Below are 22616 nucleotides of genomic sequence, written 5' to 3'. Positions count from 1 at the left end.
GCGAATGTGGTCGTTGTGGAAACCCATTGATTTGATCGACGACCGCCACAAACGGATTAGTTAAAGTAGCCATGAAAGACACCCTCCTCCTGTAATTTTTTGCGCCCGCGCGACAAATGTTTGTAGACGGTCAAACGCCTCATTCGCATTTTCTTGGCGATCTCTTCTGGTAGATAATCATCGCGATAAAACAACATGAAAACTTGCTGTTCTGTCTTGGAAAGGCTCGCAAAGAGTTTGTCATAATCCAACTCTTCTGTGACTGGCGGTGTCGGCACAATCACTTTATCCAGACTGATCGCCTTCGTCGTCGCCTTCAACCCGCGTTGATAATCGATCGTTTGGTGCTTGACGATCGCGCTCAGCCAATTTTTGAAAGTGCCCTTATCCGCGTCATACTGCCCGATATGCATCCACACTTGATAAAAGCAACGGTTAGCAATATCCTCCGTGAAATCGCGCTGAAAATCGTTCGGTAAATTGTGTAAAATCACTTGATTGATAAACCCGCCATAGCTGATGACCAACTCCGTCAAAGCAGCTTCATCTTGGGCCCGCAAACGAGCGATCAACTCCACTTCTTCCATCTCTGCCCTCCTCCCTCCTTTATAAAACCAAACCTTGCCAGATTCCTTACACCCTATATTACGATAAGTCTTCATGAAAGCTGACATTTTACGCCAAAATAATTATTTTCTGAACAAAACAAAAAAACCAGCAACGAAGTAACTTGCTGGCAGGCGAATTATTTGATAAGATTCGGGATTAAAAACCCCTCAGTTGTACCGCCAAATGAAGTGGTCTCCTTTTTAGGGAAAATGGTGTAGGATTCATATTCGTGACAAAAAAATTTTTATTTGAAACTTTTTCAGGCGGAAAGACCACTAATGGGTGAAAGGAGGCGTTGAGGAGATGGAGTTGACCTTGAAGGAGATCACATGGGCCCAGCAGGCGGTGGCCGGTGATCGTGAGGCGCTAGGACAATTATTGAAAAGTCGTGGCGACTATCTTTATCGCACGGCGTACTTGTATGTGGGCAATCAAGCGGACGCGTTGGACGTGATCCAAGAAGCGACCACCCAGGCGGTCAAAACAGTAGCGCAATTGCGCGATCCCAATCAATTTTTCACGTGGTTCACACGGATCTTGATCAGGCAGGCCCAGGTGCTTTATCGTCGCCGCCAAAAAGAAACCACGATGGCCGTACCACCCGAACAAGTGGCGCCCATGATCGACGCGACGGCCCATCTTGATTTGTTGGCGGCCTTACAAGTTTTGGGGGCAGATTATCGGCAAGCGTTGCAATTATTCTATTATCAAGATATGTCGATCAGCGAGATCAGTCAATTGTTGGATGTTCCCGAAGGCACCGTCAAAACGCGGTTGCGGCGAGGACGGTCGGCTTTACACGATCAGTTAGGAGGAAACTATTATGGATGAACAAGAAACCCGAAAAGCGGTACATGATCGCATCGATCAACTGGATGTGCCCCAAGACTTAGTCGCGGCGGCGATCGAGACGGGCATCGATCAAGCATCAGGTAAGCAAGTCAAGCCGCGGCGACGGCGTCATCTGGGCCGCTGGATCTTAACCGCGGCCGCTGCTGTTTTGTTGGGCGTGGGCGGATTGGCCGCGGTCAATCCTAGCGTCAGTCGAGCGTTGAGCAATGTGGCGTGGTTGACGAATTTTTATCTTCATCATGACGACCACTTTAACAGCTTCCATGTCAATGGTATTGCGAAGTCAATGGATCAGAAGGTCACATCCAATGGGGTCACGGTCCATCTGGTCGAAGCTTATTATAATGGGCGGACCATTGGCTACACTGGTGAAGTTACCGGATTGACCAAGGCGATAGATCCTGAGCAAGATTGGGTGCCATTGGATCTTGACGATACGCCGGCGAAAAATCTCACCTCATCGACAAGTAATTTTGAACCAACTAAATCCGGCTTTCGTTTTCATGCGACTTTTCTTGTGGATAAAGGCGAAGTACCTGAATCGGTGTTGTTACCCATAAGAATCAGCAACGTCAATGGTGTCGTGGGTCGCTGGAATTTTAATATTAACTTGACCCAGTCCCAGCAGAAGCATGCCATTCAACAAAAGCCTTATGATCTTGATCTGCCTGGTGGGGAGATCATCCCGGTGTCAATGACGACCTTTGCGAGTGGGGCCGAGTTTACTTTCCGGACGACCACTGATGGCCGTTATGGCTTTATCGGGATCTCAGCGATCAAGACTGCTGAGGAAGATCAATTGATCGATGGCACGGACGGTTATTATGCCTCGTTAGGGATCACCCACTTACCTTTGAAAGAGCCATTAGTTCAAGGGAAAACCTACCACGTTGTCTATCAATATCAAATGAAAACCGATGGCTCCCCTGAGGCAGACATCGTAGGCGCCGATATTGAGCGCGACATCGTGCTGTGGCCTGCGGAGCAATAAGGATAGTCATGATTTAGTGCGTCCGTAAAATAGATCCAAGTAAGATGAACTGGCTAAAGGCCAGGCTTAAATTGTTCCAATAAGAAATCAACTCATTGAGTTGGTTTTTTTGTTCTAAGCATGAGAAATCGATGTTTATCGTTTGGATCGGCGATAATGTCATTGGGATCCGCAGAAAAAGCAGGTGCTAGAGATGATATAATGAGATCAACAAAGCAGGCTCCAGCCCAGACGGGTCCCGACCCAGAAATAGGAAAGGCCGGGAGTGTTTCATAGCTACAATACGGTCGTTGAGCGTTTTTCGGAGGAGAAGATGATTTATCTAGAAGATTTCACTTTAGCCAGCGCTGATCAAGAATGGAAATTCTTCATGAAACAAGTCAGTCGCGCGTACAGCGATTATTATCCGTTTCAAATATTTCCGGATAAACAGGTGCGGCGACTGACTTTTGCGCCGATCACGATTTTTTATGGCGATAATGGTTCGGGAAAATCCACGTTACTGAATATCATCGCGGAAAAATTACAACTGGAACGCGGCGCGTTGTATAATCGTTCTAGCTTTTTCGAGGCTTATCTAAAATTGTGCGCGGAAACACATCATCGCCCGATCCCGGATAAATCGGCGATCATCACCAGCGATGAGATCTTTGATCATATGTTGGCTCTGCGGGCGCTGAATCAAGGAATCGATCTGCAGCGGGAGGCCGTGTTCCAAGATTATTTGGATCATAAATTTGGTGATTTTCATTATCATGATCTGGCGGATTATGATGAATTGAAGAAAACTTTGGAGACGCGGCGTAAAACCCAGTCTCGTTATACCCGCGAGCATACGCATCAGCAGGTGCGGGAGCGTTCCAATGGGGAGAGCGCGATGCACTTTTTTGCAGAACGGATCCAAGATGAGCATTTGTATTTATTGGATGAGCCGGAAAACTCGTTGTCGCCATCGCGGCAACAGGAATTAGTACGGTTGCTGGGAGATAGCGCGCGCTTTTTCAATTGTCAATTCATTATCGCGACTCATTCGCCTTTTGTTTTGGCGCTACCAGAGGCCAAGATCTATGATCTGGATAATGTGCCAGTCAACGTCAAGGCTTGGTACGAATTGCCCGAGGTCAAAGTGTACGCGGAATTTTTTGCAACGCATCAACAACGGTTTGAGCATTAAGGCCGGTGTCAAAAAAACGTGCCATTTTCATGAGTAGCGCTGTGGCACTATTGGGGAAGATGGTGCGGGATTTTTAAAGAGGTCTCGTTTTAGTAACGGATTTAGCGTACAATCGGCCTAGACGGTCAATCATTATCGTTAAATCAGGATTGTTAAAGGAAGTCAGTATATGAAAATCGAAGAAGGTTACATGCCTTTTCGCGGCTATCAAACTTATTATCGGATCGTAGGGGAACCCAGCACGACTAAGGCGCCGCTGTTGTTGCTCCACGGTGGTCCCGGGTCATCCCACAATTATTTTGAATTGCTCGATGACTATGCGGCGACTGGTCGTCAGTTGATCATGTATGACCAAGTCGGCTGTGGCAAATCGACCTTGCCAGAAGATCCGGCAGTTTATGTCAAAGAGACTTGGGTGGCGGAATTGCAAGCTTTGCGCGAGTATCTCCATTTGGATCAAGTCCACTTGCTCGGACAGTCTTGGGGTGGGATGTTGGCGATGTATTATCTCAGCGCTTTTGATCCCCAAGGTGTGAAAAGTGTGATGATCGATGGTTCGCCTGCCTCAGTGAAATTATGGACGCGCGAGCAACATCGGTTGATCTCTTACTTGAGCTATGAGGACCGCACGGCGATCGCCACCGCAGAACGGACTGGCGATTTTACCGGCGCGCAATATTTGGCGGCCAATGAACGTTACATGGCCCGCTATTGCTGGGACGCTCCCGATGAAAACTCCCCCGAACCGCTACGGCGACCGACAAATGGTCAACGAGCCAGCCGCATCGCCGAAGGACCGAATGAGTTTACTGAAAATGGCACGATCAGTGATTTCGAAATTACGGATGATTTACACAAAATCAAAGTACCGGCCTTGGTCACCAGTGGGACGGACGACTTGTGTACGCCACTGATCGCAAAATCAGTCGTTGATCATCTTCCCGGTGCGCGGTGGCATTTGTTCGCGAATAGCCGGCACTTGGCTTTACTGGATCAGCACGATGAATTTATTTCAGTGTTGGATACTTGGCTGAACGCCCATGATTGATCATTCTGAGAAGCGCTAATGCCGAGTTGGCGTTGGTGCTTTTTTCGTGGGATTGTTTGGACTCGGCGTATTTAAAAGCGAGTGTTTCAGTGGGTATTTTTTTGAATTGCTTTGAAAAGTGGAGCTTCTGTATTTATTTCTCCGCTTGCTTGCAGGTATGGCTGGGTTTGGGTGGGGACGCAACCGCCTCAGGGCGTTTTTGGTGGCTGGAAACGTGTTTACCGACCTAGCTTCTTGTGCTTAACTACGCTAGGCTTCCGGAAGCGCAACCCGCTTCCAAAATCCTAGCTAGGTTAATGCTCAGAAGCTGCCCAGGTCGGTAAGCACTCTGTTTGAACGCAGTGGACACTGTTTTGAGCCAATCCGCAAGGGGCGCGGCTTGTCTCAAAATCAGGTCTTTGTCTAAGTGGCAAAGCCACAAAGACAAATTTCACTGCTGAAACGTGTTTGCCGGCCTAGCTTCTTCCGCTTAGCTACGCTCTTATTCTGGAAGCAAGGAACGCTTCCAAAATAAGAGCTAGGCTAATGCTCAGAAGCTGCCCAGGTCGGCTCACACTTTGAATAGAGCCACACGCCCTGAGGCGGTTGCTAAGCAGAATTGCGCTTATCTGCAATCTTGGCGGAGTAGTTAATAAAGTGCTTTTGCAAGTGTGGTGATCAAAATGATATCCACTTAATTTGTGAGAAGGTTCTGTCTGGCAGTCTCAACCGCTTGACCAGAGTTGCTGGTGATCGTCAAGCTAATTGTTACGGTACGATGTAACTATCAGTACGAACTTGTGACCACTAGCCATGGTCGTCAATTGCGGTGAGATCTGTCAATTTACACGAGCAGGTGAAATGGCGTAGCAGCTTGATCTGCTTAAAACGGTTGAGCGGGCGGAGTGGAGTGTGGCGGGTGAGATCGCCGTGAAATTGGTCTAAGTGGCTGGGCCACTTAGACCAAGGCCTGATTTTAAGACTCGCAAAGCGAGGCTTAAAACAGCGCCCACAGCGAGCTTGCCCGCCACACGCAACGCAGCCCGCGGCCAAGATTGGAACAGAAGAGACATAGCGAGCTCACCCTGAACCGCGCAGTGAAAGTTACGGCCAAGATATAGAAAATCAGCGAGCTCACCCGCCACACGCAACGTAGCCCGCGGCCAACATAGGCCACGGTGCCACACCATAAACTTATCCGAGTTTACTGAGAAATCCACCGCAAACTCTGCTAAAATTAGAGTGATGACGTGACCGCCGAAGTGACGTTATGAGTAAAGGAGTTTTGTGATCTAAATGGTGAACGCAGCAGCGCAAAAAATATTAGAAGATAAATTTGGCTATGATCAGTTTCGCCCGGGACAAGCGCAGGCAATCGATAAAGTTTTAGCTGGGGAAAATGTGTTAGCGCTGATGCCGACTGGCGGCGGGAAATCGCTGTGTTATCAGATCCCGGCATTATTACTGCCGGGGGTGACTTTGGTCGTTTCGCCGCTGATCTCTCTGATGAAGGATCAGGTCGACGCGCTACGTGAAAATGGCATTGCGGCAACTTTTATCAATAGCACCTTGGCTTTTCCTGAGATCCAAGAACGGTTACGTTTAGCGGCGACGGGCGCGATCAAAGTGCTTTACTTAGCGCCGGAACGGTTGGATAGCGATGGTTTTCGGCAACAATTAACGCGTTTACGGATCAGTTTGGTGGCGGTCGATGAGGCACACTGTATTTCCCAATGGGGCCATGATTTTCGCCCCAGTTATTTGAGTTTGGCACCGGCTTTGGCGGAGCTTCCTAGTCAGCCACCTGTGATCGCGTTGACAGCAACGGCCACAGAACAGGTGGCGGCGGACATTTGCCAGCGTTTGCGGATCCCGACGACCAACGAGATCAAAACGGGTTTTGCGCGGGATAATTTGGCTTTTCAGGTCATTCGTGATCAGGATCAGGACCGTTTTTTACTTGATTATCTAAAATTGAATCCGGATCAGGCGGGGATCATTTACGCCAGCACGCGTAAAGAAACGGAACGGCTGACGCAGCTGTTGCAACGGCATAAGATCGCGGCGGACTGCTATCACGGTGGCTTATCTGATCAGGCGCGGCGGCAAGCCCAAGAGGATTTTCTGTATGATCGGATCAATGTGATGGTGGCGACCAACGCGTTTGGGATGGGCATTGATAAAAGCAATGTGCGTTTCGTGATCCATGCGCAGATCCCTGGTAGTCTCGAAGCTTACTACCAAGAGGCTGGCCGGGCTGGGCGTGATGGCTTGCCGAGTGACGCGATCTTGTTGTTCAAGTCGCAAGATATTCAAGTCCAGCACTTTTTCATCGATCAGTCAGAACTTGATGAGCATTTCAAAAAAACGGAGTATTTGAAGTTACAGGAAATGACCCAATATGCCAACACGCCGATATGCTTGCAACGTTATATCTTGCGTTATTTTGGTGAGGAGACAGATCAGGACTGCGGTCGGTGTAGCAATTGCTTGGATCAGCGCGAACTACAAGATATTACCGTGGATGCCCAGAAAGTATTGTCTTGTGTGGTGCGCATGCATGAGGGCTTTGGTAAATCGATCGTGGCGCAGGTCCTGACTGGCGCGAATACACAACGGATCCGGCAACAACATTGGCAAGAGCTATCCACTTACGGGTTGCTCAGCCAGCAAACGCAAAAAGAGGTCACCGGCTTGATCGATTTTTTGACGGCGGCTGGTTACTTACAGGCGACGGCGGGGCAATATCCGGTGTTACAAGTGACGAGCTCTGGCGTTGCGATTTTGCGCGGGCAAGGCAAAGTTGAACGTAAGCAAGCCGCGCGGGCGCAACAATCACTACCAGTCAACGATGAACTTTTCCAAAAGCTGCGGGCTTTGCGGTTGCGGTTGGCGACTGAACAAGAAGTGCCGCCTTTCGTTATTTTTTCAGATAAATCTTTACGGGATATGGTCCGCTTGCGCCCGCAGACAGAAACTGATTTCTTGGCGGTCAAAGGCGTAGGGCAGAGTAAGTTAGATAAATATGGCGCTCTTTTCATGACGGCGATCGGTGAAGCTGCGGCGGTGGCAACAACAGATCGTGTTACTTCTGAAAAAGACCTTAGTATCTAGGCAGGTGCTAAGTGCGATTTGCTGCGTATGGCTGGTCGATCGATTTGAAAGAAATTCGGGTGAAAGGTGGCGATCATGATGATGGTACGACGTAAAAGAATGCTCTTAGTTACAGTGATCATTGTGATCGCGCTGATTTTATTACTTTTTGGCTGGCGTTATCAGGCTGAGCTGGCGCGTTTTTTCAATGGGGTCAAAACATATCGGCGTTATATTCTGCGGATCCGTCACTTAGGACCTTTTGCGTTTTTGGGCTTTGGTGTGGTAGTAGCAGTGATGACCTTGATCCCTGGGGCGCCAGCTTCAGCGGTGGCGTTGATCGCCGGTGGGTTTCTCGGACATTGGTTGGGCTTTGCTGTCAACAGTGTGGGGCTGATCGTCGGAAATCTCGTTCAGGCGCAATTGTTTACGGTGATCGATCGGCGTCATGGCGCGCGATCAAATTCACGCTTGTACCAATTGTTGGTCCAAATGCGGCGGCCGGCCTTAGGAATGGTGATCGGTTATGCAGTGCCGATGATCCCCACCGCGTTTGTCAACGCCGCGGCCAGTGCGACCCACGTGCCTCAGCGGACGCGGATCAGCGCTTGCATTATCGGCTCAACGATCGTGGCCTTCATTTACGCCTTTGCTGGCGATCTGTTGGTGGTGGCCAGCGCCTGGCCAGGGATCTTGATTTTATTGGCGCTCGCAGTCATCGTGGCGGTCTTTGAATATGAAGTTCATTTGCGGCGGCGCTCTTTTTCCAAAAAATAAGGCGCAAAGATCAGCGCTGAGTCGCGTGGCTGGCTAGGTGATTCGCGCGTCATTGCGGTGTTACCTGATTTTATTTTTAGCTGTGATTACTTTAGTGAAGAAGGATTGGCTCATGACACAAATCGTTGCAGGGATCGTGGCTCATGTTGATGCGGGTAAAACGACGTTATCAGAAGCGCTTTTGTATCAAGCAGGCGCCTTACGTCAATTGGGACGCGTCGACAAGGGCGATGCTTTTTTGGACTCGGACGCGTTGGAGAAACAGCGAGGGATCACGATCTTTTCCCATCAGGCGCTGTTACAGTATCAAGACTTGGCCTTGACCTTGGTGGACACGCCGGGACACGTGGACTTTGCGACGCAAACGGAACAGGTCTTGAGTATATTGGATTACGCGATCTTGGTGGTTTCCGCCACCGATGGCATTCAAGGCCATACACGAACGTTGTGGCGGCTTTTAGAGCGGTACCAAGTCCCTACGTTCATCTTCATTAACAAAAGTGATCTGACCGGCGCCGACCCAGCCGGTGTTTTGCGGCAACTTCAAACGGAATTAGCGGAGGGCTGTTTAGACTTTCGTTTGACTGATCAGGGCGAGTTATCCGCGACCACGCAAGAGGCGCTGGCGTTAGCAGACGAGCACTTGTTGGATGATTTTTTGGCGACGGGGAGCGTGCCCGATACCGCGGTGCGCGCGTTGATCCGGCAGCGGCAGGTTGTCCCTTGTTATTTTGGCGCGGCCTTGAAAATGACTGGAGTCGCCGATTTGTTAGCGGGCTTAGCGCGCTGGACTGAAACGAAATATGCTGCCGCTAAGACGGTGAACGCCCCGACCGCAGCGGCAGATTTTGGCGCGCGCATCTTCAAGATCTCCCATGATGACAAGGGGGAACGCTTGACGTGGGTCCGGGTGCTGAGCGGTAGTTTGCCCGCGAAAACTGTGCTCCTAGGCACGGAAAAGGCCAACCAATTGCGGCGCTATAACGGTGCAAAATATACAGTCGTGTCAGCGTTACAAACGGGTGAAGTTGGCGCGATCGCGGGCTTGACCACGACTTTTCCTGGGCAGGGACTGGGTGGCGTTACCACTCAGATCAGGCCGGCGTTACGACCAGTTTTGACCTATGCGGTGCGGCCGCAAGGGGAGGATCCCCACGCCTGTTTGGTAGCGTTGCGCCAACTGGAAGATGAGGACCCCCAACTCCATGTGACCTGGTCGCCGCAATTACAAGAGATCCGCGTGCGGTTGATGGGCGCGGTCCAACTGGAAGTGCTGCAACAGTTGTTGGCAGAACGCTATCAATTGGCGGTCAGCTTTGACGCGGGTCAGATCCTGTATCAAGAAACGATCACAGCCCCGGTGGAAGGTGTCGGCCATTTCGAGCCGTTACGCCATTACGCGGAGGTGCACTTATTATTGCAACCTGGCGCGCGGGGCAGTGGCTTGACCTTCAAGAGTGATTGTCCCTTGGATGTTCTGGGTCGCAATTGGCAACATCAAGTGGTGACGAATTTATTTGCCAAGGAACAATTGGGCGTGCTACTAGGGGCGCCTTTGACCGACGTGCAGATCACCTTGGTGGCAGGTCGGGCCAGCAATGTTCATTCGGTGGGCGGCGATTTTCGCGAGGCGACTTGGCGGGCCTTGCGTCAGGGCTTGATGATGCTCAAGCAACAGGACGCCTGCCAAATCTTGGAGCCTTGGTATCAGTTTCGCTTGGAACTGGCGGGGGCGCAGACCGGTCGGGCGTTGAACGATCTGCAAGAAATGCACGCCGAAATTGACCCACTGACAACTAGCAGTACAACGACGGCTGCCGCCCGAACGATCCTGACCGGGACCGCGCCCGTTGCCACGATGCAAAATTACGCGCAGGCAGTCAATGCTTACAGCCACGGTCAAGGGCAGTTGAGTTGCACCTTGGCCGGTTATCGACCTTGTCACGAGCCGACTGCGGTGTTGGCGGCCAATGCTTATGATCCGGTCGCTGATTTAGAAAACACGCCGGATTCGGTTTTTTGTGCCCGTGGCGCGGGCTATCCGGTGGCTTGGGATCAAGTGCCCGCCGCCGCGCATTTAGCCTATCAGGCGGACTTATTGCAATAAAGTGGCGGTGTTGGTAGGCGGGCTAGTGCCAATGCAATCAGATCAAGCTGTGATGGCGGTCGTATCTGGTTTGATAAACGGTCGCCGCCGAGATGAGGAAGATCGAGGGCAAAGTGTTGAAGAAGAAATTGCAGAAAAGTACCAAAATTTGGTTAGCGCTGATCGCTGGTTTGGCCGTCTTGGTGTTGATCGGTGTTGCCGTACTCAAAACGCAGAGCTACCAACCAACACCACGGGCGGCTACGGTGGCGCAGCAATCCGGGCAGTCCCGCGCTGATGGTCTGTTTTTCGCCGCTAAAAAGCCGCAAGGACCGACGGTGATCTTCTATCCCGGCGCGCTAGTGGCACCGGCCAGTTACAGTATTTGGGCTCAAAAATTGGCGGAAAATGGCCACAATGTTTATATCGCCCGCTTTCCTTTGAATTTGGCGGTTTTGTCAGGAAAACGAGCCGATCGTTATTTGCGGCAACATCCAAATGAAAATTATGTGATCGGGGGCCATTCCCTAGGTGGGGTGATGGCCAGTCGCTACGCCAGCCAGCACTTGAGCCCGCAGTTGAAGGGCGTTTTCTTTTTTGCCAGTTACCCTGACAAGAAAGGCGATCTTCACGGAACAGACCTGCCAGTGCTATCCTTGATTGCCGGCCAAGATGGTGTTTTGAATCAGAAGCGCTGGCGTGAGGCGCAGGCTTACTTATCCGCCCAAACCACGATTGCCCAACTGATCGATGGTAATCACGCTGGCTTTGGTAGTTACGGCGCGCAAAAAGGCGACCGACCAGCCAAAGTCAGTAACGCCGCGCAACAACGCTGGATCGTCACCGAAATGTCGGAATGGCTCGCCGAGCTGGAATGAGGCCTACCGCCAAGTTGACTGGCGCCAGCGATGCATTGAAGTGGCAGGGATCAGATTGGCGCGGTATTAAATTGGCGATGACTGCTATCAGTGGCGAATGGTGCAAACGAGGAATTACGCAGGCGCTAAAGCCCGAGCTTCAACTAAGCAGGAGGTACTGGTGATGGAAAAGAGAATGGATCCGCGAACCGCGCTGTTATTGACGCAACTGAAGCAAACGAGTTTGATTTTGTTCGGCGCGAATCTGGTCGGCGTCTATTTGCACGGCTCGATCGTGTTGGGGTCATACCGGCCAGCGGTCAGCGACTTAGATTACTTGATTGTGGTCCAACAACCGTTGACTCTGGCGGAAAAGCAGGCCTTGATGACAGTCACTTTGCAACAATTGTGGCCGTTGGCGCCAGCAAAAGGATTGGAGTTTCATGTTTTAGTGGCGAGTGCAGTCCGCCATTTTCAGGACCCTTGCCCTTTTGATTTTCATTTCTCCCCGGCGCATTGGCGGGATTACCATGAGGATCCTCAGCGTTATTTGACCACGATGCAGGGGACTGATCCTGATTTGGCGGCGCATTTGACGATCTTGCAAACTTACGGCCAAGTTCTGGTCGGGGCGCCGATTGCCACGGTGTTCGGCCGCGTGCCGGTCGCGGCCTATTGGGACAGTATCGTTGCTGATGTGGCGGCCGCCCCCGAAGAGATCCAGCAAGCACCGCTATACTTGACCTTGAATCTTTGTCGAGTCTTGGCCTATCAGCAACAGCGGTTGATTTTGTCTAAGGCCGGCGGCGGTCAATGGGGCTTACAACACTGCGCGCCGGAATTTCAGGCGTTGATCGCCGCCGCACTGCAAGCCTATCAAACGCAGGGGCAGCTACTGTGGACCGCGACCGTGACACCGGATTTGGCCCGGCGCTTTGCGACCCAGTGCTTACAGCAACTCGCCGGCGGACTGACGAGTTAGTGTGGTAGGTTAGGTAAATTGACGGTACGAGCATACCAGCGTGGCGAGACGGGATTCGGAAAGTTTTGCGTCCGGATTTGGCCGCGGAATTCTTTCTGATCTTTTTTCTGAAGGATTCCGGAAAAAAACTTGGTCAAAAACTGGTATGATTGAGTTTAGTGACATTGGATGAGGAGGTGGCCGGTATCGCCGTTCAAATCGAACCAGCGTTGAAGGCACTGTTATTAGCGAGTAATCTAGGCCTGAGTCAAAACCATCGTTTGGCTGGTTGGCATATCCTGACGATTCTTTATCATGATGGTGGTCGCAGTAATCAGGCCACCACGTTGGATTTACTGATCCAGAAATATAATGAGGCTTATTTGGATGAGGCCGCCGGTGAAACGCCGATCACCGAGGCTGTTTTGAAGAAAGTCTTAGGGGTGTTAGCGGGACAGGCCCATTTGATCGAGTCCGCGCCTCGCAAAGTTCGCCGCTATTTCGCCGGAGGCACCCCGCACACCAGCCAATCTTGGGTTTATCGCATCACCAGCAGTGGCATCGAATATTTGACGATGATGCAGCGGGTGGTGGAAGCAGAAAATACGGTCACCGCCAACATTACCCGGATCGATGAGTATTGTGACTTGGTTCAAAGGTTGAGCCAGCCGGTGTTGGAAACGGGTAATACGCAACTTTACAATGATTTCAGCAATATGTTGGTGGCTTACGCCGATGTGATGAAGGGCATGCACAAGTTGGACGAGGACTTGGATGAGGTGACCAACGACTTGGCCTTCAATCATGGCAGTGAGCTGGCCGCCCATTTGCAAGAAATGTTGCAGCAGCAAGCGGTGCCTGCCTTCAATAAACTGATCGACCAGGGTCCGCGCTTGCGGCGTTTGGTCCATTCGACGACGTTTGCCCAGCAAGTGGCGTTGAGCCAACAGGGTCGCGATAATTTGGATGTGAGCCATGCGTTGCGGCAAAGCGAGGCGCTGGTGCTGAAGTCGCAACAAATGCAGGCCTATGTGCGCCGAGAATTGCAGCGGCTGGTTTTGAGTTTTGACTTTAGTAGTAGCGCGATCGATACCAGTCTAGACACGGTCTATTTTCTATTTCAAACGATTATGGGCGCTGGTGAGATCTTGAGTCAGGAATATGAACATATTCAACGCCAAACCGTTGATGTGAAGCAGTTGACCAGTCAATTGGATCAATTATTGCAGCAGTATCAAACGGTGAAAATCAGCGCGCCACTGCCTCGACATTTGGCTCTGGATCGCACCGTGGAAGATGAAACTGATCTCTTGAATGCCACCACTATGGGACCAGTGCGTTATCAGGCTCAGACCAAGCCGCGGGTGATCGCCACAGTGGCAGATAATCCACAGGTGGTTTTGCCAGCGGCGGTGGTTTCCGATAGTGTTCAAGGCTTGGCCGAGTTCAAGCGGTTAGTCTTGCAGACGGAGGATTATGGCCGCGTTGATCATGATTTGGTTTTCAGCAGCCAATTGGCGCGCGACGTGGTGATCCATTTGTATGAAGCCACCGGTTATCAACATTATGAAAGCTTTACTCCCTTTGGCCGCGCCGTGAAAAAGGTGCAGTCCTTGCCGCAGACAGGCGCGATCCGCTTGCATGTCACTGGTGAAAGTTATAGTGCTTTTTTGCCGATGGGGTTCGCACTTTGGTTAGCAGAATGATCGGGCTGATCGACTTTGGCTCGATGACAAAATAGCACGGGCTTGTGGTAGACAGCCTTGTTAGACGATTCATTGGCTGATTTGATCCGGTAAGTAAACGAGACGCTTGACTTAGATGATTTTAAGCGGTAGGGAGGATGACAAATGGTTCAGATCCATCAAAATGAGCGCACGATCATCAACGCGTTGTTCGATCAGGGCGTCTTCACCAATGGCACCACTGCGAAAATGGCGCAGCGCCAGATCGACGCTGCCAACGCCAGTAAAAAGCCGCTGACCCAGCAACGGATCAGTTCGTTTTTACAGGAGTTGTTAGGGGTGACCCCGACGCAATACCAAGGCAACTTCGCCTGTCTATTTGGCGGGGAGGGGCTGGCGCCAGAGGTCGTGCACGTCTTATTGGCGACGCTCAAAGCCGTCATCAATTTGCCGGAATTACAAAATAGTTTTGAAGATCGGGCGGTGCCCACGCGGACGATCATTCGGCAGGTCCATAGTGAAGTGGTGGAACTTAGTGAGTGGCAGATTCGCGGGGTAATTACCCAACTGTTCGTGGATCAAATGGGCTTGTTGATCGCTGGCGTGCCCGAAATGGCAGATTCCGCGAGCAGCGATCCTCAGGAAGTTGATGATTATTGGATCGTTGATGTGAATTTCAATCAGGTGGCCCAATGTTTAGTGGATCGGCTCGTGACCCCACCTGCGCCAGCAAAACTTAGCTTAGGGCAGCAGGTCAATCAAACCTTGTTGTTGCGACAATTTATCAGTCCACAGACTTCGCCAGAATTGTGGCCGTTTTTGCGGGAACATCAGGCCGAGATTGCGGCACAATGGGCGCAACTAGGGCGTTTTGGACTGGAAATGGGTCAGGATTATGCCTTGTTGTTGGATCGTCAGCGCCAACCCAGCGTAGCTCAACCCTTTATTCTAGCAATCGCGGTGGCCCAATCTTTGGGCGCCGGGATTCCGGTGGCGGCACTGAGTCCGCGAATCAATGCGGTGGCCGCCCAGGTGTTGCCACGCTACCAGGGTGGGACGACGCCGGTCAAACAGGCGTTATTGAGCAACGGACTGGTCCAAGAACACGCTGGCTTTGTGGTGCCAACGGTTTTGGCCAATCGCTTTGCGGTGACAGAACAGAGTGTGAGCCAGCCCGGTTAGCTTCTGAGCATTAGCCTAGCAATGGCTTTGGAAGCGGGTTTCGCTTCCGGAGACATCGCGTAGCTAAGCGGAAGAAGCTGGGGTGGTGAACACGTTTCAACGCCACGCTCCAGCCACTCACGTTATCTTATTCGTTTCAACACTCACGCCGACTGGCAAGCTGTGTTCAATCGATTTGGCGCTACGCAAATGAGGACCATGGCTAGAGAACAGAGTGAGAACCACCCCGGGTGGCGCAGCACGTTTATAAGGAGGACTCGCGATGAGTTTAGCGGAACATTTAGTGCCGATCAGTTTTCATTTACGTCAATTTAATTTGTACCCCAGTCTGGATCTGCAAGCCGCGGCCAATGGCAATCTAACCCTGGTCGGGGAAAACGCGGTGGGCAAGACGACCTTAGCGAATTGCTTCTTCCCCATGCTGGTCAATGGATCCATCGCGACACCCTCCTTTAATCCTGAGAAGAATTTCGACCGGCTAGAGAAGCAAAGTGCGCCTCGTAGCAGTCAACAAGACGCACGGACCTTTGAGAATATGTTGCTGGGTTGGGGTCCTGGGGCGATGAAAGTCCGGACTGGCTATGTCTATCAAGTGTTGCGCTCCCGCTATCGCCAAGTGATCCTAGGGTTAGGCGCGCACCGGGCGGTTGGCGATCCCCACAAGCCGACTTGGTGGTTTGTGGTGTTGAGCGCCGATCCGAACGCCCGCTTGAACTTGGTCACGACAGATGATCAGGGTCAGGGTCTTGATCAGGCTGATTTTGTCGCCGCGAATCAGGAATTGGGCGAGCAACTGCACGTTTTCGATCAGAACAGCGAGTATCAGCGCTTTGTGGCGGCGAAGGTCTATGGCTTTACTGATAGCCAGGATCTGACCCGGTTGGCGGCGGATTATCGGATTCTGGCCTCGCCAATCCTCACCGCTGGTAACGGCCGGTTCGCGCCGATTTTGACCGCTTTGAAAAATGCCCAGGAAGGCATCGACCCCAACTTCATTAATACGGTTGCTGAGACCCAGCGGGAAGTCAACCAGACCAAACGTAAATTGGCTCGGATCAAATTTGCGGCGGGTCGGTTGCAGCGCCTGAAAAAACAACTATTTTGGCGTAATTTGAACCGGATCAACGAACTTTACTTGCAGCCCTTCAGCCAGTTGCGTGAAGAGTTGAATCAGTGGCAAGGACAAGCCACCACCGCATCCCAGAAGATCACCAAGCTAACGGAACAAAGAACGATTTTGCAACCGGAATTAGCCCAGTTGGAAGTGACAATTGCGGCGTTACAGGAGGAGTTAGCCCAGCAAAATAATTTGCAAAAGCAGCGGCGCAATTGTCAGCAGACGATCAAGACGACCCAAGCGCTGCTAGTGAACGCTCAGCGGCAAGCGGTTTTGATCGAGAAATACCAGCAGCGGCAGGCTGAATTAGCCCAGCAGTTGGGTACGGAAACTGAAGTGGGTCAAGTTGCGACCATGACCTTGAAGCAAGTTTTGGCTCGGATCAATGGTCGGGCGCTTAATCTGCCAGAGCTCACGGAGATCTTGACCAACAACACCGATGATATCGCCTTGGCGCCGCGGCTGGCGGAATATTTGGCGCAACAACGGCGCCGCCAGCAAAAATATCAAGCACTGGAACAAAGCGCGAACCGGGCCAATCAAGATGTGACCTTGGTTCATGGCATGAGTCAAGAAATGGACCAGGCAATCGACAATCGAGCTCAATCCCCGCTGTATACGCGAGTTCGCGAAGGCCTGCACCAAGATAATCTGCGGATCCATCAGCATGGCGCCCGGCGCATTGATCAGGCGGCCCAGGGTTTGCGCGATCAACAGACGGCGTTGGCGCGCGAGTCGGCGGATTTTGACTATCTCTGGCAGCACGAGGTCCTTCTCGAACAACTACGAGCGCAACAAATCGACCTGTGACAAGCGGCAGACCAGTTGACCAAAAGTCAACAAGCTCAAGCGCAATTGCAACGGGAACAGGCTAATGTCAACCAAAGTCTGGCGGAAACCCGCGCCGGTTTGTCGGCTGATTATGACGTGCCCAAACTGCAAGCGGCGTTGGTCGACCTCCAGCAACAATTAGCTGGACTGGTCCTCGATAAGACGGTGCCGACGAAGTTAGACACAGCGATGGATGAACGGCGCAAGTTGCAGCAACAATTACAAGCGTTGAGTAATCAAATCAGCCAGCAAGAGGAGAAAGTCGCCAATGCCCAACGTGAGATCCACCGGTTGACGGCGCAAACGCAAGCTTTGACCGCTACCGGACAGGAAGCCTTACAAACGATCACGCCTTTTGCGCCAGCAGAGGTGACTTTGCTTGATTTGCTGGCGGCAGTTGCCTTTGTCCAACAACATCGAAGTGAGGTGCGGACCCATCCTTTTGGTAAATTAAGTGAGCAGATCCGTCAACTATTGGATGCGCCAACGCGTCAAGGTAAAGATCAGGCCAACAATGACCAAGCCTTGGACGCGATTTTTACCGAGTTGGGCTATGAAACGGTGGCCGCAGCCATGCGTACCCATGGCATCAGCGCAGGGGAAATGACCGTGGTGGCGTTTGACCTGAATGAAGCCTTGGCAAGTCTGGCAACGGATACAGTCAGCGTGCAGCGCGCTTTGGACCAGCGGACGAATAATAATGACTTGGCGAAGAAAACTTATTTGACTGGAGCAACCACTAAAATCGAGGATCAGTATCGCTTGATCGCGACCTATAATCAGATGCTGGCCCCAAGGTTTTACCCATGAACAAAGCATCAAGTTGAAAGTCGCATTGACCCCGGTAACCGTTAGTCAAGCGTTGATCGATGAGGTGTTGACCCCGCAAACTGGCGCGACCAGTCCACTTTTACAACAGGAAGTGGCGCAGCGCTTGAATCAATTGGCCAATGATACCGAGGGCGCCGCTGATCCAGAGACCTTCACGGCGCGGGCCCAAGAATTGTTAGATACCCGGGAATGGTCGGCTTTCAAGGTGCTGATCAAACGCCGCCAAAGCGCCGAGGACGACTATGAGGAAGTGGACAACAAGTTCGTCCAATCAGGTGGTTCCGGCGCGGAAAAGGCCCAGGCCATGGTGTTGCCGTTGTTGCTGGTTCCGAAAATGATTTTGCGCCGCGCCCACCAGCAGGACGCGCCTTACTTGGTGATGTTTGACGAATTCGCGGACAAATTAGACCCGGAAACCGCGAAATCATTTGCGAAAACCATCGCGAATTTCGGCTTCAATTTTATCGCCACCATGCCCAGCGGCGGTCAAAACAAAATTCTGGCCGATGGCGTCGATAATTTGGTTTATGAAGTGATCGCGCCGCCGCGGCGTAACGATGGTAAGTACTATGCCAATATTGTTCAACCGGCCTTGATTTGGCGGAAAAATGAGGGCGACTAATGGATCTTTATCAAACGTTTTACGAAGCTCAGACTGGTCAAATCACACCGCCTGAAGCCGGGCAGTTAGCACCATTGTTCGATCGATTGGCGGCGGGACAAGTGTTGCCGCCCCGGGGCCAACAAGCTGTGGAGGCTGGCTTGACCGCCCACGAACTGAATGATCCCCAAAGTAATCCGCCGCTGTATCGGTACTACCAGTGGATCCTGACCCATTATTTCCAACCGGAGCAGGTCCAAGAAATGTCGGCGAAGTTGATTGGGATGGCCTTTGTTTGCGCCAATCTATTCGCGACGGACTTGCCCCAGCCTTTGTCGCTGAACCCCTGGCAATTACCGGCGCTGTTGACCTTCCCACTGTGCCAGCAAAAAGCTGTGATCATTGAAAATAACGGCGTTTTCGTCTGGCTTCACGCCCATCATCCCACGTGGCCTTTGATCGATCAGCAAGGCAATGACTTCAATGCGACCTATTTACGCCTAATGCGGAACTTGGAGGCGCGGGGAGTTCAGTTCGCCTATTTAGGTGACTTGGATCAGGCGGGGATCAGAATGGCTGATCATCTTTTCGGAGAACTCCAGCAAACGCCGATCGCCACGTTCTTAGCGCTGCAAAGTGTCAATAATGTGGCCCGCTGGCTGGCGCTCTATGGGAAAACAGATCCCCGGCGCAGTCGCGATTGCCCCATCAAGCAGCCCTTACTGCGCCAGCAATTGGATTCGATTCATCTGTTCGGCAAATTTGTTGAACAAGAACAACTCTTAGGCGAATACGAAACCTTGATCCAATCATGGCTGGATCGCAAAACATGAACCAAGGCGGCCGGTTTGAGCGAAAAGGTCTTAAGTGGAGTCTATTTAAACAAAAGTAGATTGACCGCAGCTTGCACTGCGAGAATCGGGGTGAGCTCGCTGTGGGCGCTGTTTTAAGCCTCACAAAGTACGCGAGTTTTAAAATCAGGCCTTGGTCTAAGTGGCAAAGCCACTAAGACCAATTTCACGGCGATCTCACCCCAATTCTCTTCGCTCCAGCCGCTCAACGTTTTAACAGTCGTTTGAGCAGTCCCGCCGATTGGCAAGCTATTGCCAAGTGATGAGGAACCCCGCAAATGACGACCGTGGTTAGAGATTACAAGCTTTAAATTGGCGATACTAGTGCAGTCTGTTGGATGAACTTGGGCAGAATCTTGGCGAATCAACTGAATCAGTCGGTTCACACCAGTGGATTGTTAAGGAAACAGTTAGAGATGTTTGGTCTACGCAAAGTGTCCCGACCTCTTGATCAAAATCCGTTGGCATTGTCGTACCACCCCAAAACCGGGCAATTGTTTGACCTCATTCTTGCCAAAGCACTTCGTCAAATCCTTCGCCTTGATTGCAGATAGGTCCAGTTCTGCCTAGCAACCGGCTGGGACTGCGCGGCTCAGTGGTGAAATTGTCCTTGGCGGCTCTGCCGCTTAGGACAAGGCCTGATTTTGAGACAAACCGCGTACTTTGCGGATTGGCTCAAAACAGCGCCACCACGTTCCAGTCCGCAACAGCAGTCCCAGCCGGTTGCGCTCACGTGAAACACCTACCACACCTGCAATCAAAGCAACGCAAAAAATTCACCGAAAAGTTCAAGCAGCGATTTTAGAAGAATGATTTTGAGAATAAGCTTAAAAGAATAATTTTGAAAGAAGTCTGATGATTTTGGCAATATCTAGAACTGCTTTGACCGAACCTGGAAAAAAATGGGCGGGCCAGCATGACCGGGGCTGGTTCCAAGCGGCCGCGACCAGCGCAGGGCGTGCATCACGCCGGCAGCGGCAACAGCGGCAACCACAACGCCAGCACCGCCTGCATCTTAGCCCTTGGGCCGCAGAAGCGCCAGGCAATGCCGCCGCGTTCGCCCCGGCGACCTTGCCGCTAGAAGTTACGTCGCCATTAGTGGGTCGGCGGATCGCTTTCTTGGGATCGTCGATTACTTATGGCGCCGCATCGTTGGGAGTTTCCTTCGTGGATTATTTGCAAACTGGCGCCGGCGTGATCGCCACTAAATTGGCGGTCAGCGGCACCACCTTGGCCGGACCCAGCGCCGATAGTTATTGGGCTCGCCTACAACAGCAATTACCCCTAGATCAACCCCTGGATCTGTTTGTTTGCCAGTTGTCGACCAACGATATTGGTCAAGGGAAAGCGCTGGGGCAGATCACGCCAGCCAGTCAACGGCGCGATTTCGCAACGGCGACCACTTTAGGCGCGATCGAAGCCATTTGTGGGTATGTTGAGGACCACTGGCATTGCCCGGTGGTGTTTTACACTTGCGTCACTACTGAGCCCGATCTCCGTTACCAGCAATTGATCAGCGGATTGTATCACCTGCAAGCCAAATGGCGGTTCGCCGTGATCGATCTGAGCAACGACCCCACGGTGACGGCTTGGACCCACGCCCAGCCGTTGGCTATGTATGACCGTATTCATCCGACTCAATTGGGCTATCGCCAGCTGTGGACGCCGATTTTCCAAGCGGATCTGGCGGCAATCTTAGCGGCGAACCCAGCGCCTGGTGAACAGACCCCGGCAAGTCTCACCGCGTTCCCGACCCATGCGATGCTCCCCTTCTCACCCGCGCCACAATCACCGGGGCCAATGCTGGCGCTGCATTGGCCCCAGCAGGCAATGCCCCGATGAGTAAAATTCGTCGGTTTAAGTGGGTGCTGTTGGTGCTAGTCAGCGGCGCTTGGTTATTAGGGTTGAGCGGGTGCGGCGCGCCGACCAAAATGCCGACCGACACTAATCAGTCTGCTACCAATCGCTCCGCCACCAATCGCTCACACCAGCGTCAAGCCCAAGCGGATCGCTCAAGTCAAAGTCGGTCTGGCACAGATCGTTCAAGTCAAGCTCAATCAAGCGCCGATCCGACCACGCAACCACCGACGATCGCCAGCGGCCGTTTGCGCAAGATTGCTTTCGCCTTGGTCGCCAGCGCCGAAAATTCGACGACCGCTTATCAGTCCGCCTACCGTTACATCGAAGATATCGGCGATGGCCGCGGCTACACTGCGGGCATCATCGGATTCACCAGCGGGACCGGCGATCTGCTCCAAGTGGTTCAGCGCTACCAAAAACTGGCGCCAGAGAATAAGCTGACCCAATACCTGCCCGCGCTGCGCCAAGTCAATGGCACGGCGTCACATCGCGGTTTAGGAAAGCCCTTTGTCCGTGCGTGGCATCAGGCCAGTCAAGATCCTAAAATGATCCAGGCGCAAAACACGATCGTCCGCCAAGAATATCTGGATCCCGCCGTGAGTTACGCCCAGCGCGACGGCCTGTCTCCCTTAGGTCAATACCTTTATTACGATGCGTTGGTGGTCCATGGCCCCGGAACCAAGGCGGAGGCCGACAGTTTCCAAGGCATTCGCGCCGCCGCCTTGAAAAAGGCTCCAACACCTGCCCAAGGCGGCAAGCAGGCCACTTATCTCAAAGCCTTTCTGGCCGCGCGCCAACCAGTCATGTTGGCAGAAACGGCCCATCAGGATCTGTCACGACTTCAAGTCCAGCGGCAGTTGATCGCCGCCGGCAACTTCCAACTGAAACTGCCGTTACAATGGCGCATGTATGGTGATCAGTACCACCTGACCGCCGCCATGGTCAAGCAGTTGCCCTGATAACGTTCTTTGAATAAAAAAATCGTCGATCTTAATTGATCGGCGAATTTTTTGTGTTGCTTTGATTGCGGGTTTGAGTGGGTGTTGCGCGTGAGCGCAACCGGGTCCTATTCATGATTTTTCGCTTGATGGCAGAAGTGGTGGGTTTGGGTGGTGACGCAACCGCCTCAGGACGTTTATCGCGGCTGGAACGCGGTGGGCATCGTTTTCTACCATTAGTCAAGAGAAAGTTGATATATTAGGCCTCTTTTTCTTTGTTTCTTGAGATTCTA

General features: G+C 52.1%; 18 protein-coding genes. 17 read left to right on the top strand and 1 reads right to left on the bottom strand.

Annotated features, from left to right (window positions below; all coding sequences use genetic code 11):
- Positions 1–56: 56 nt before the first annotated feature.
- The gene (locus OCU21_RS10555; RefSeq protein ID WP_261807370.1) at positions 57–587 is read right to left on the bottom strand and encodes a sigma-70 family RNA polymerase sigma factor; all 531 of its coding nucleotides are present in this window, start codon (positions 585–587) and stop codon (positions 57–59) included.
- Between the two features lie 325 nt (positions 588–912).
- Here OCU21_RS10555 and OCU21_RS10550 point away from each other — a divergent pair, with 325 nt between their 5' ends.
- The 17 genes from OCU21_RS10550 to OCU21_RS10470 all read left to right on the top strand — a co-directional run bounded on the left by OCU21_RS10550 (position 913) and on the right by OCU21_RS10470 (position 22344).
- Positions 913–1440, top strand: coding sequence for a sigma-70 family RNA polymerase sigma factor (locus OCU21_RS10550; RefSeq protein ID WP_261807369.1), 528 nt, complete (start codon positions 913–915; stop codon positions 1438–1440).
- Positions 1433–2452: a DUF4179 domain-containing protein gene (locus OCU21_RS10545; protein ID WP_261807368.1), complete on the top strand. Its 1020-nt coding sequence runs from the start codon at positions 1433–1435 to the stop codon at positions 2450–2452. Before OCU21_RS10550 ends, OCU21_RS10545 begins: the two co-directional genes overlap by 8 nt.
- A 313-nt stretch (positions 2453–2765) precedes the next feature.
- The gene (locus OCU21_RS10540) at positions 2766–3626 is read left to right on the top strand and encodes an AAA family ATPase (RefSeq protein WP_261807367.1); all 861 of its coding nucleotides are present in this window, start codon (positions 2766–2768) and stop codon (positions 3624–3626) included.
- A 169-nt stretch (positions 3627–3795) separates the two neighbouring features.
- A complete protein-coding gene (pepI, locus tag OCU21_RS10535) occupies positions 3796–4674 on the top strand; it encodes a proline iminopeptidase (protein ID WP_261807366.1) in 879 nt (292 codons plus the stop codon).
- A 1275-nt stretch (positions 4675–5949) separates the two neighbouring features.
- Positions 5950–7767: a DNA helicase RecQ gene (recQ, locus tag OCU21_RS10530; protein ID WP_261807365.1), complete on the top strand. Its 1818-nt coding sequence runs from the start codon at positions 5950–5952 to the stop codon at positions 7765–7767.
- 75 nt (positions 7768–7842) lie between these two features.
- Positions 7843–8523: a TVP38/TMEM64 family protein gene (locus OCU21_RS10525; protein WP_261807364.1), complete on the top strand. Its 681-nt coding sequence runs from the start codon at positions 7843–7845 to the stop codon at positions 8521–8523.
- Positions 8524–8635: 112 nt separating this feature from the next.
- Positions 8636–10630, top strand: coding sequence for an elongation factor G (locus OCU21_RS10520; protein WP_261807363.1), 1995 nt, complete (start codon positions 8636–8638; stop codon positions 10628–10630).
- Between the two features lie 92 nt (positions 10631–10722).
- Positions 10723–11487, top strand: a complete 765-nt coding sequence (locus OCU21_RS10515) for an alpha/beta hydrolase (protein ID WP_261807362.1) — start codon at positions 10723–10725, stop codon at positions 11485–11487.
- A 163-nt stretch (positions 11488–11650) separates the two neighbouring features.
- Positions 11651–12448 carry an aminoglycoside adenylyltransferase domain-containing protein gene (locus tag OCU21_RS10510; protein WP_261807361.1) on the top strand — a complete coding sequence of 266 codons (798 nt, stop codon included), beginning with the start codon at positions 11651–11653 and terminating at the stop codon, positions 12446–12448.
- A gap of 158 nt (positions 12449–12606) precedes the next feature.
- A complete protein-coding gene (locus tag OCU21_RS10505; RefSeq protein WP_261807360.1) occupies positions 12607–14133 on the top strand; it encodes a hypothetical protein in 1527 nt (508 codons plus the stop codon).
- Between the two features lie 144 nt (positions 14134–14277).
- Positions 14278–15294 (top strand): DUF4194 domain-containing protein, encoded by a 1017-nt coding sequence (locus OCU21_RS10500; protein WP_261807359.1) that lies wholly within the window; start codon positions 14278–14280, stop codon positions 15292–15294.
- Between the two features lie 262 nt (positions 15295–15556).
- Positions 15557–17221, top strand: a complete 1665-nt coding sequence (locus OCU21_RS10495) for a coiled-coil domain-containing protein (RefSeq protein WP_261807358.1) — start codon at positions 15557–15559, stop codon at positions 17219–17221.
- Positions 17222–17236: 15 nt separating this feature from the next.
- Entirely contained in the window at positions 17237–18052 is an 816-nt protein-coding gene (locus tag OCU21_RS10490) for a hypothetical protein (protein WP_261807357.1), read from the top strand.
- 13 nt (positions 18053–18065) lie between these two features.
- Positions 18066–18695, top strand: coding sequence for an SbcC/MukB-like Walker B domain-containing protein (locus OCU21_RS10485; RefSeq protein ID WP_261807356.1), 630 nt, complete (start codon positions 18066–18068; stop codon positions 18693–18695).
- Positions 18695–19507 carry a DUF2399 domain-containing protein gene (locus OCU21_RS10480; protein ID WP_261807355.1) on the top strand — a complete coding sequence of 271 codons (813 nt, stop codon included), beginning with the start codon at positions 18695–18697 and terminating at the stop codon, positions 19505–19507. The genes OCU21_RS10485 and OCU21_RS10480 overlap by 1 nt, the downstream gene beginning before the upstream one ends.
- Positions 19508–20386: 879 nt before the next feature.
- A complete protein-coding gene (locus tag OCU21_RS10475) occupies positions 20387–21367 on the top strand; it encodes an SGNH/GDSL hydrolase family protein (RefSeq protein WP_261807354.1) in 981 nt (326 codons plus the stop codon).
- On the top strand, positions 21364–22344 hold the full coding sequence (locus OCU21_RS10470; protein ID WP_261807353.1) for a chitosanase: 981 nt from the start codon (positions 21364–21366) through the stop codon (positions 22342–22344). The genes OCU21_RS10475 and OCU21_RS10470 overlap by 4 nt, the downstream gene beginning before the upstream one ends.
- Positions 22345–22616: the final 272 nt, after the last annotated feature.

Origin of the sequence: Lapidilactobacillus luobeiensis (assembly GCF_024345205.1) — a bacterium.
Classification (GTDB): Bacteria; Bacillota; Bacilli; order Lactobacillales; family Lactobacillaceae; genus Lapidilactobacillus; species Lapidilactobacillus luobeiensis.
Note: the sequence above shows the minus strand (reverse complement) of the source record. Positions and strands in the feature narration are given on the sequence as shown.

Excerpts from the sequence above, each read along its gene's own strand:
- OCU21_RS10555 (WP_261807370.1), bottom strand. The coding sequence starts at position 587 with ATGGAAGAAGTGGAGTTGATCGCTCGTTTGCGGGCCCAAGATGAAGCT.
- OCU21_RS10550 (WP_261807369.1), top strand. The coding sequence starts at position 913 with ATGGAGTTGACCTTGAAGGAGATCACATGGGCCCAGCAGGCGGTGGCC.
- OCU21_RS10545 (WP_261807368.1), top strand. The coding sequence starts at position 1,433 with ATGGATGAACAAGAAACCCGAAAAGCGGTACATGATCGCATCGATCAA.
- OCU21_RS10540 (WP_261807367.1), top strand. The coding sequence starts at position 2,766 with ATGATTTATCTAGAAGATTTCACTTTAGCCAGCGCTGATCAAGAATGG.
- pepI (WP_261807366.1), top strand. The coding sequence starts at position 3,796 with ATGAAAATCGAAGAAGGTTACATGCCTTTTCGCGGCTATCAAACTTAT.
- recQ (WP_261807365.1), top strand. The coding sequence starts at position 5,950 with ATGGTGAACGCAGCAGCGCAAAAAATATTAGAAGATAAATTTGGCTAT.
- OCU21_RS10525 (WP_261807364.1), top strand. The coding sequence starts at position 7,843 with ATGATGATGGTACGACGTAAAAGAATGCTCTTAGTTACAGTGATCATT.
- OCU21_RS10520 (WP_261807363.1), top strand. The coding sequence starts at position 8,636 with ATGACACAAATCGTTGCAGGGATCGTGGCTCATGTTGATGCGGGTAAA.
- OCU21_RS10515 (WP_261807362.1), top strand. The coding sequence starts at position 10,723 with ATGAGGAAGATCGAGGGCAAAGTGTTGAAGAAGAAATTGCAGAAAAGT.
- OCU21_RS10510 (WP_261807361.1), top strand. The coding sequence starts at position 11,651 with ATGGAAAAGAGAATGGATCCGCGAACCGCGCTGTTATTGACGCAACTG.
- OCU21_RS10500 (WP_261807359.1), top strand. The coding sequence starts at position 14,278 with ATGGTTCAGATCCATCAAAATGAGCGCACGATCATCAACGCGTTGTTC.
- OCU21_RS10495 (WP_261807358.1), top strand. The coding sequence starts at position 15,557 with ATGAGTTTAGCGGAACATTTAGTGCCGATCAGTTTTCATTTACGTCAA.
- OCU21_RS10480 (WP_261807355.1), top strand. The coding sequence starts at position 18,695 with ATGGATCTTTATCAAACGTTTTACGAAGCTCAGACTGGTCAAATCACA.
- OCU21_RS10470 (WP_261807353.1), top strand. The coding sequence starts at position 21,364 with ATGAGTAAAATTCGTCGGTTTAAGTGGGTGCTGTTGGTGCTAGTCAGC.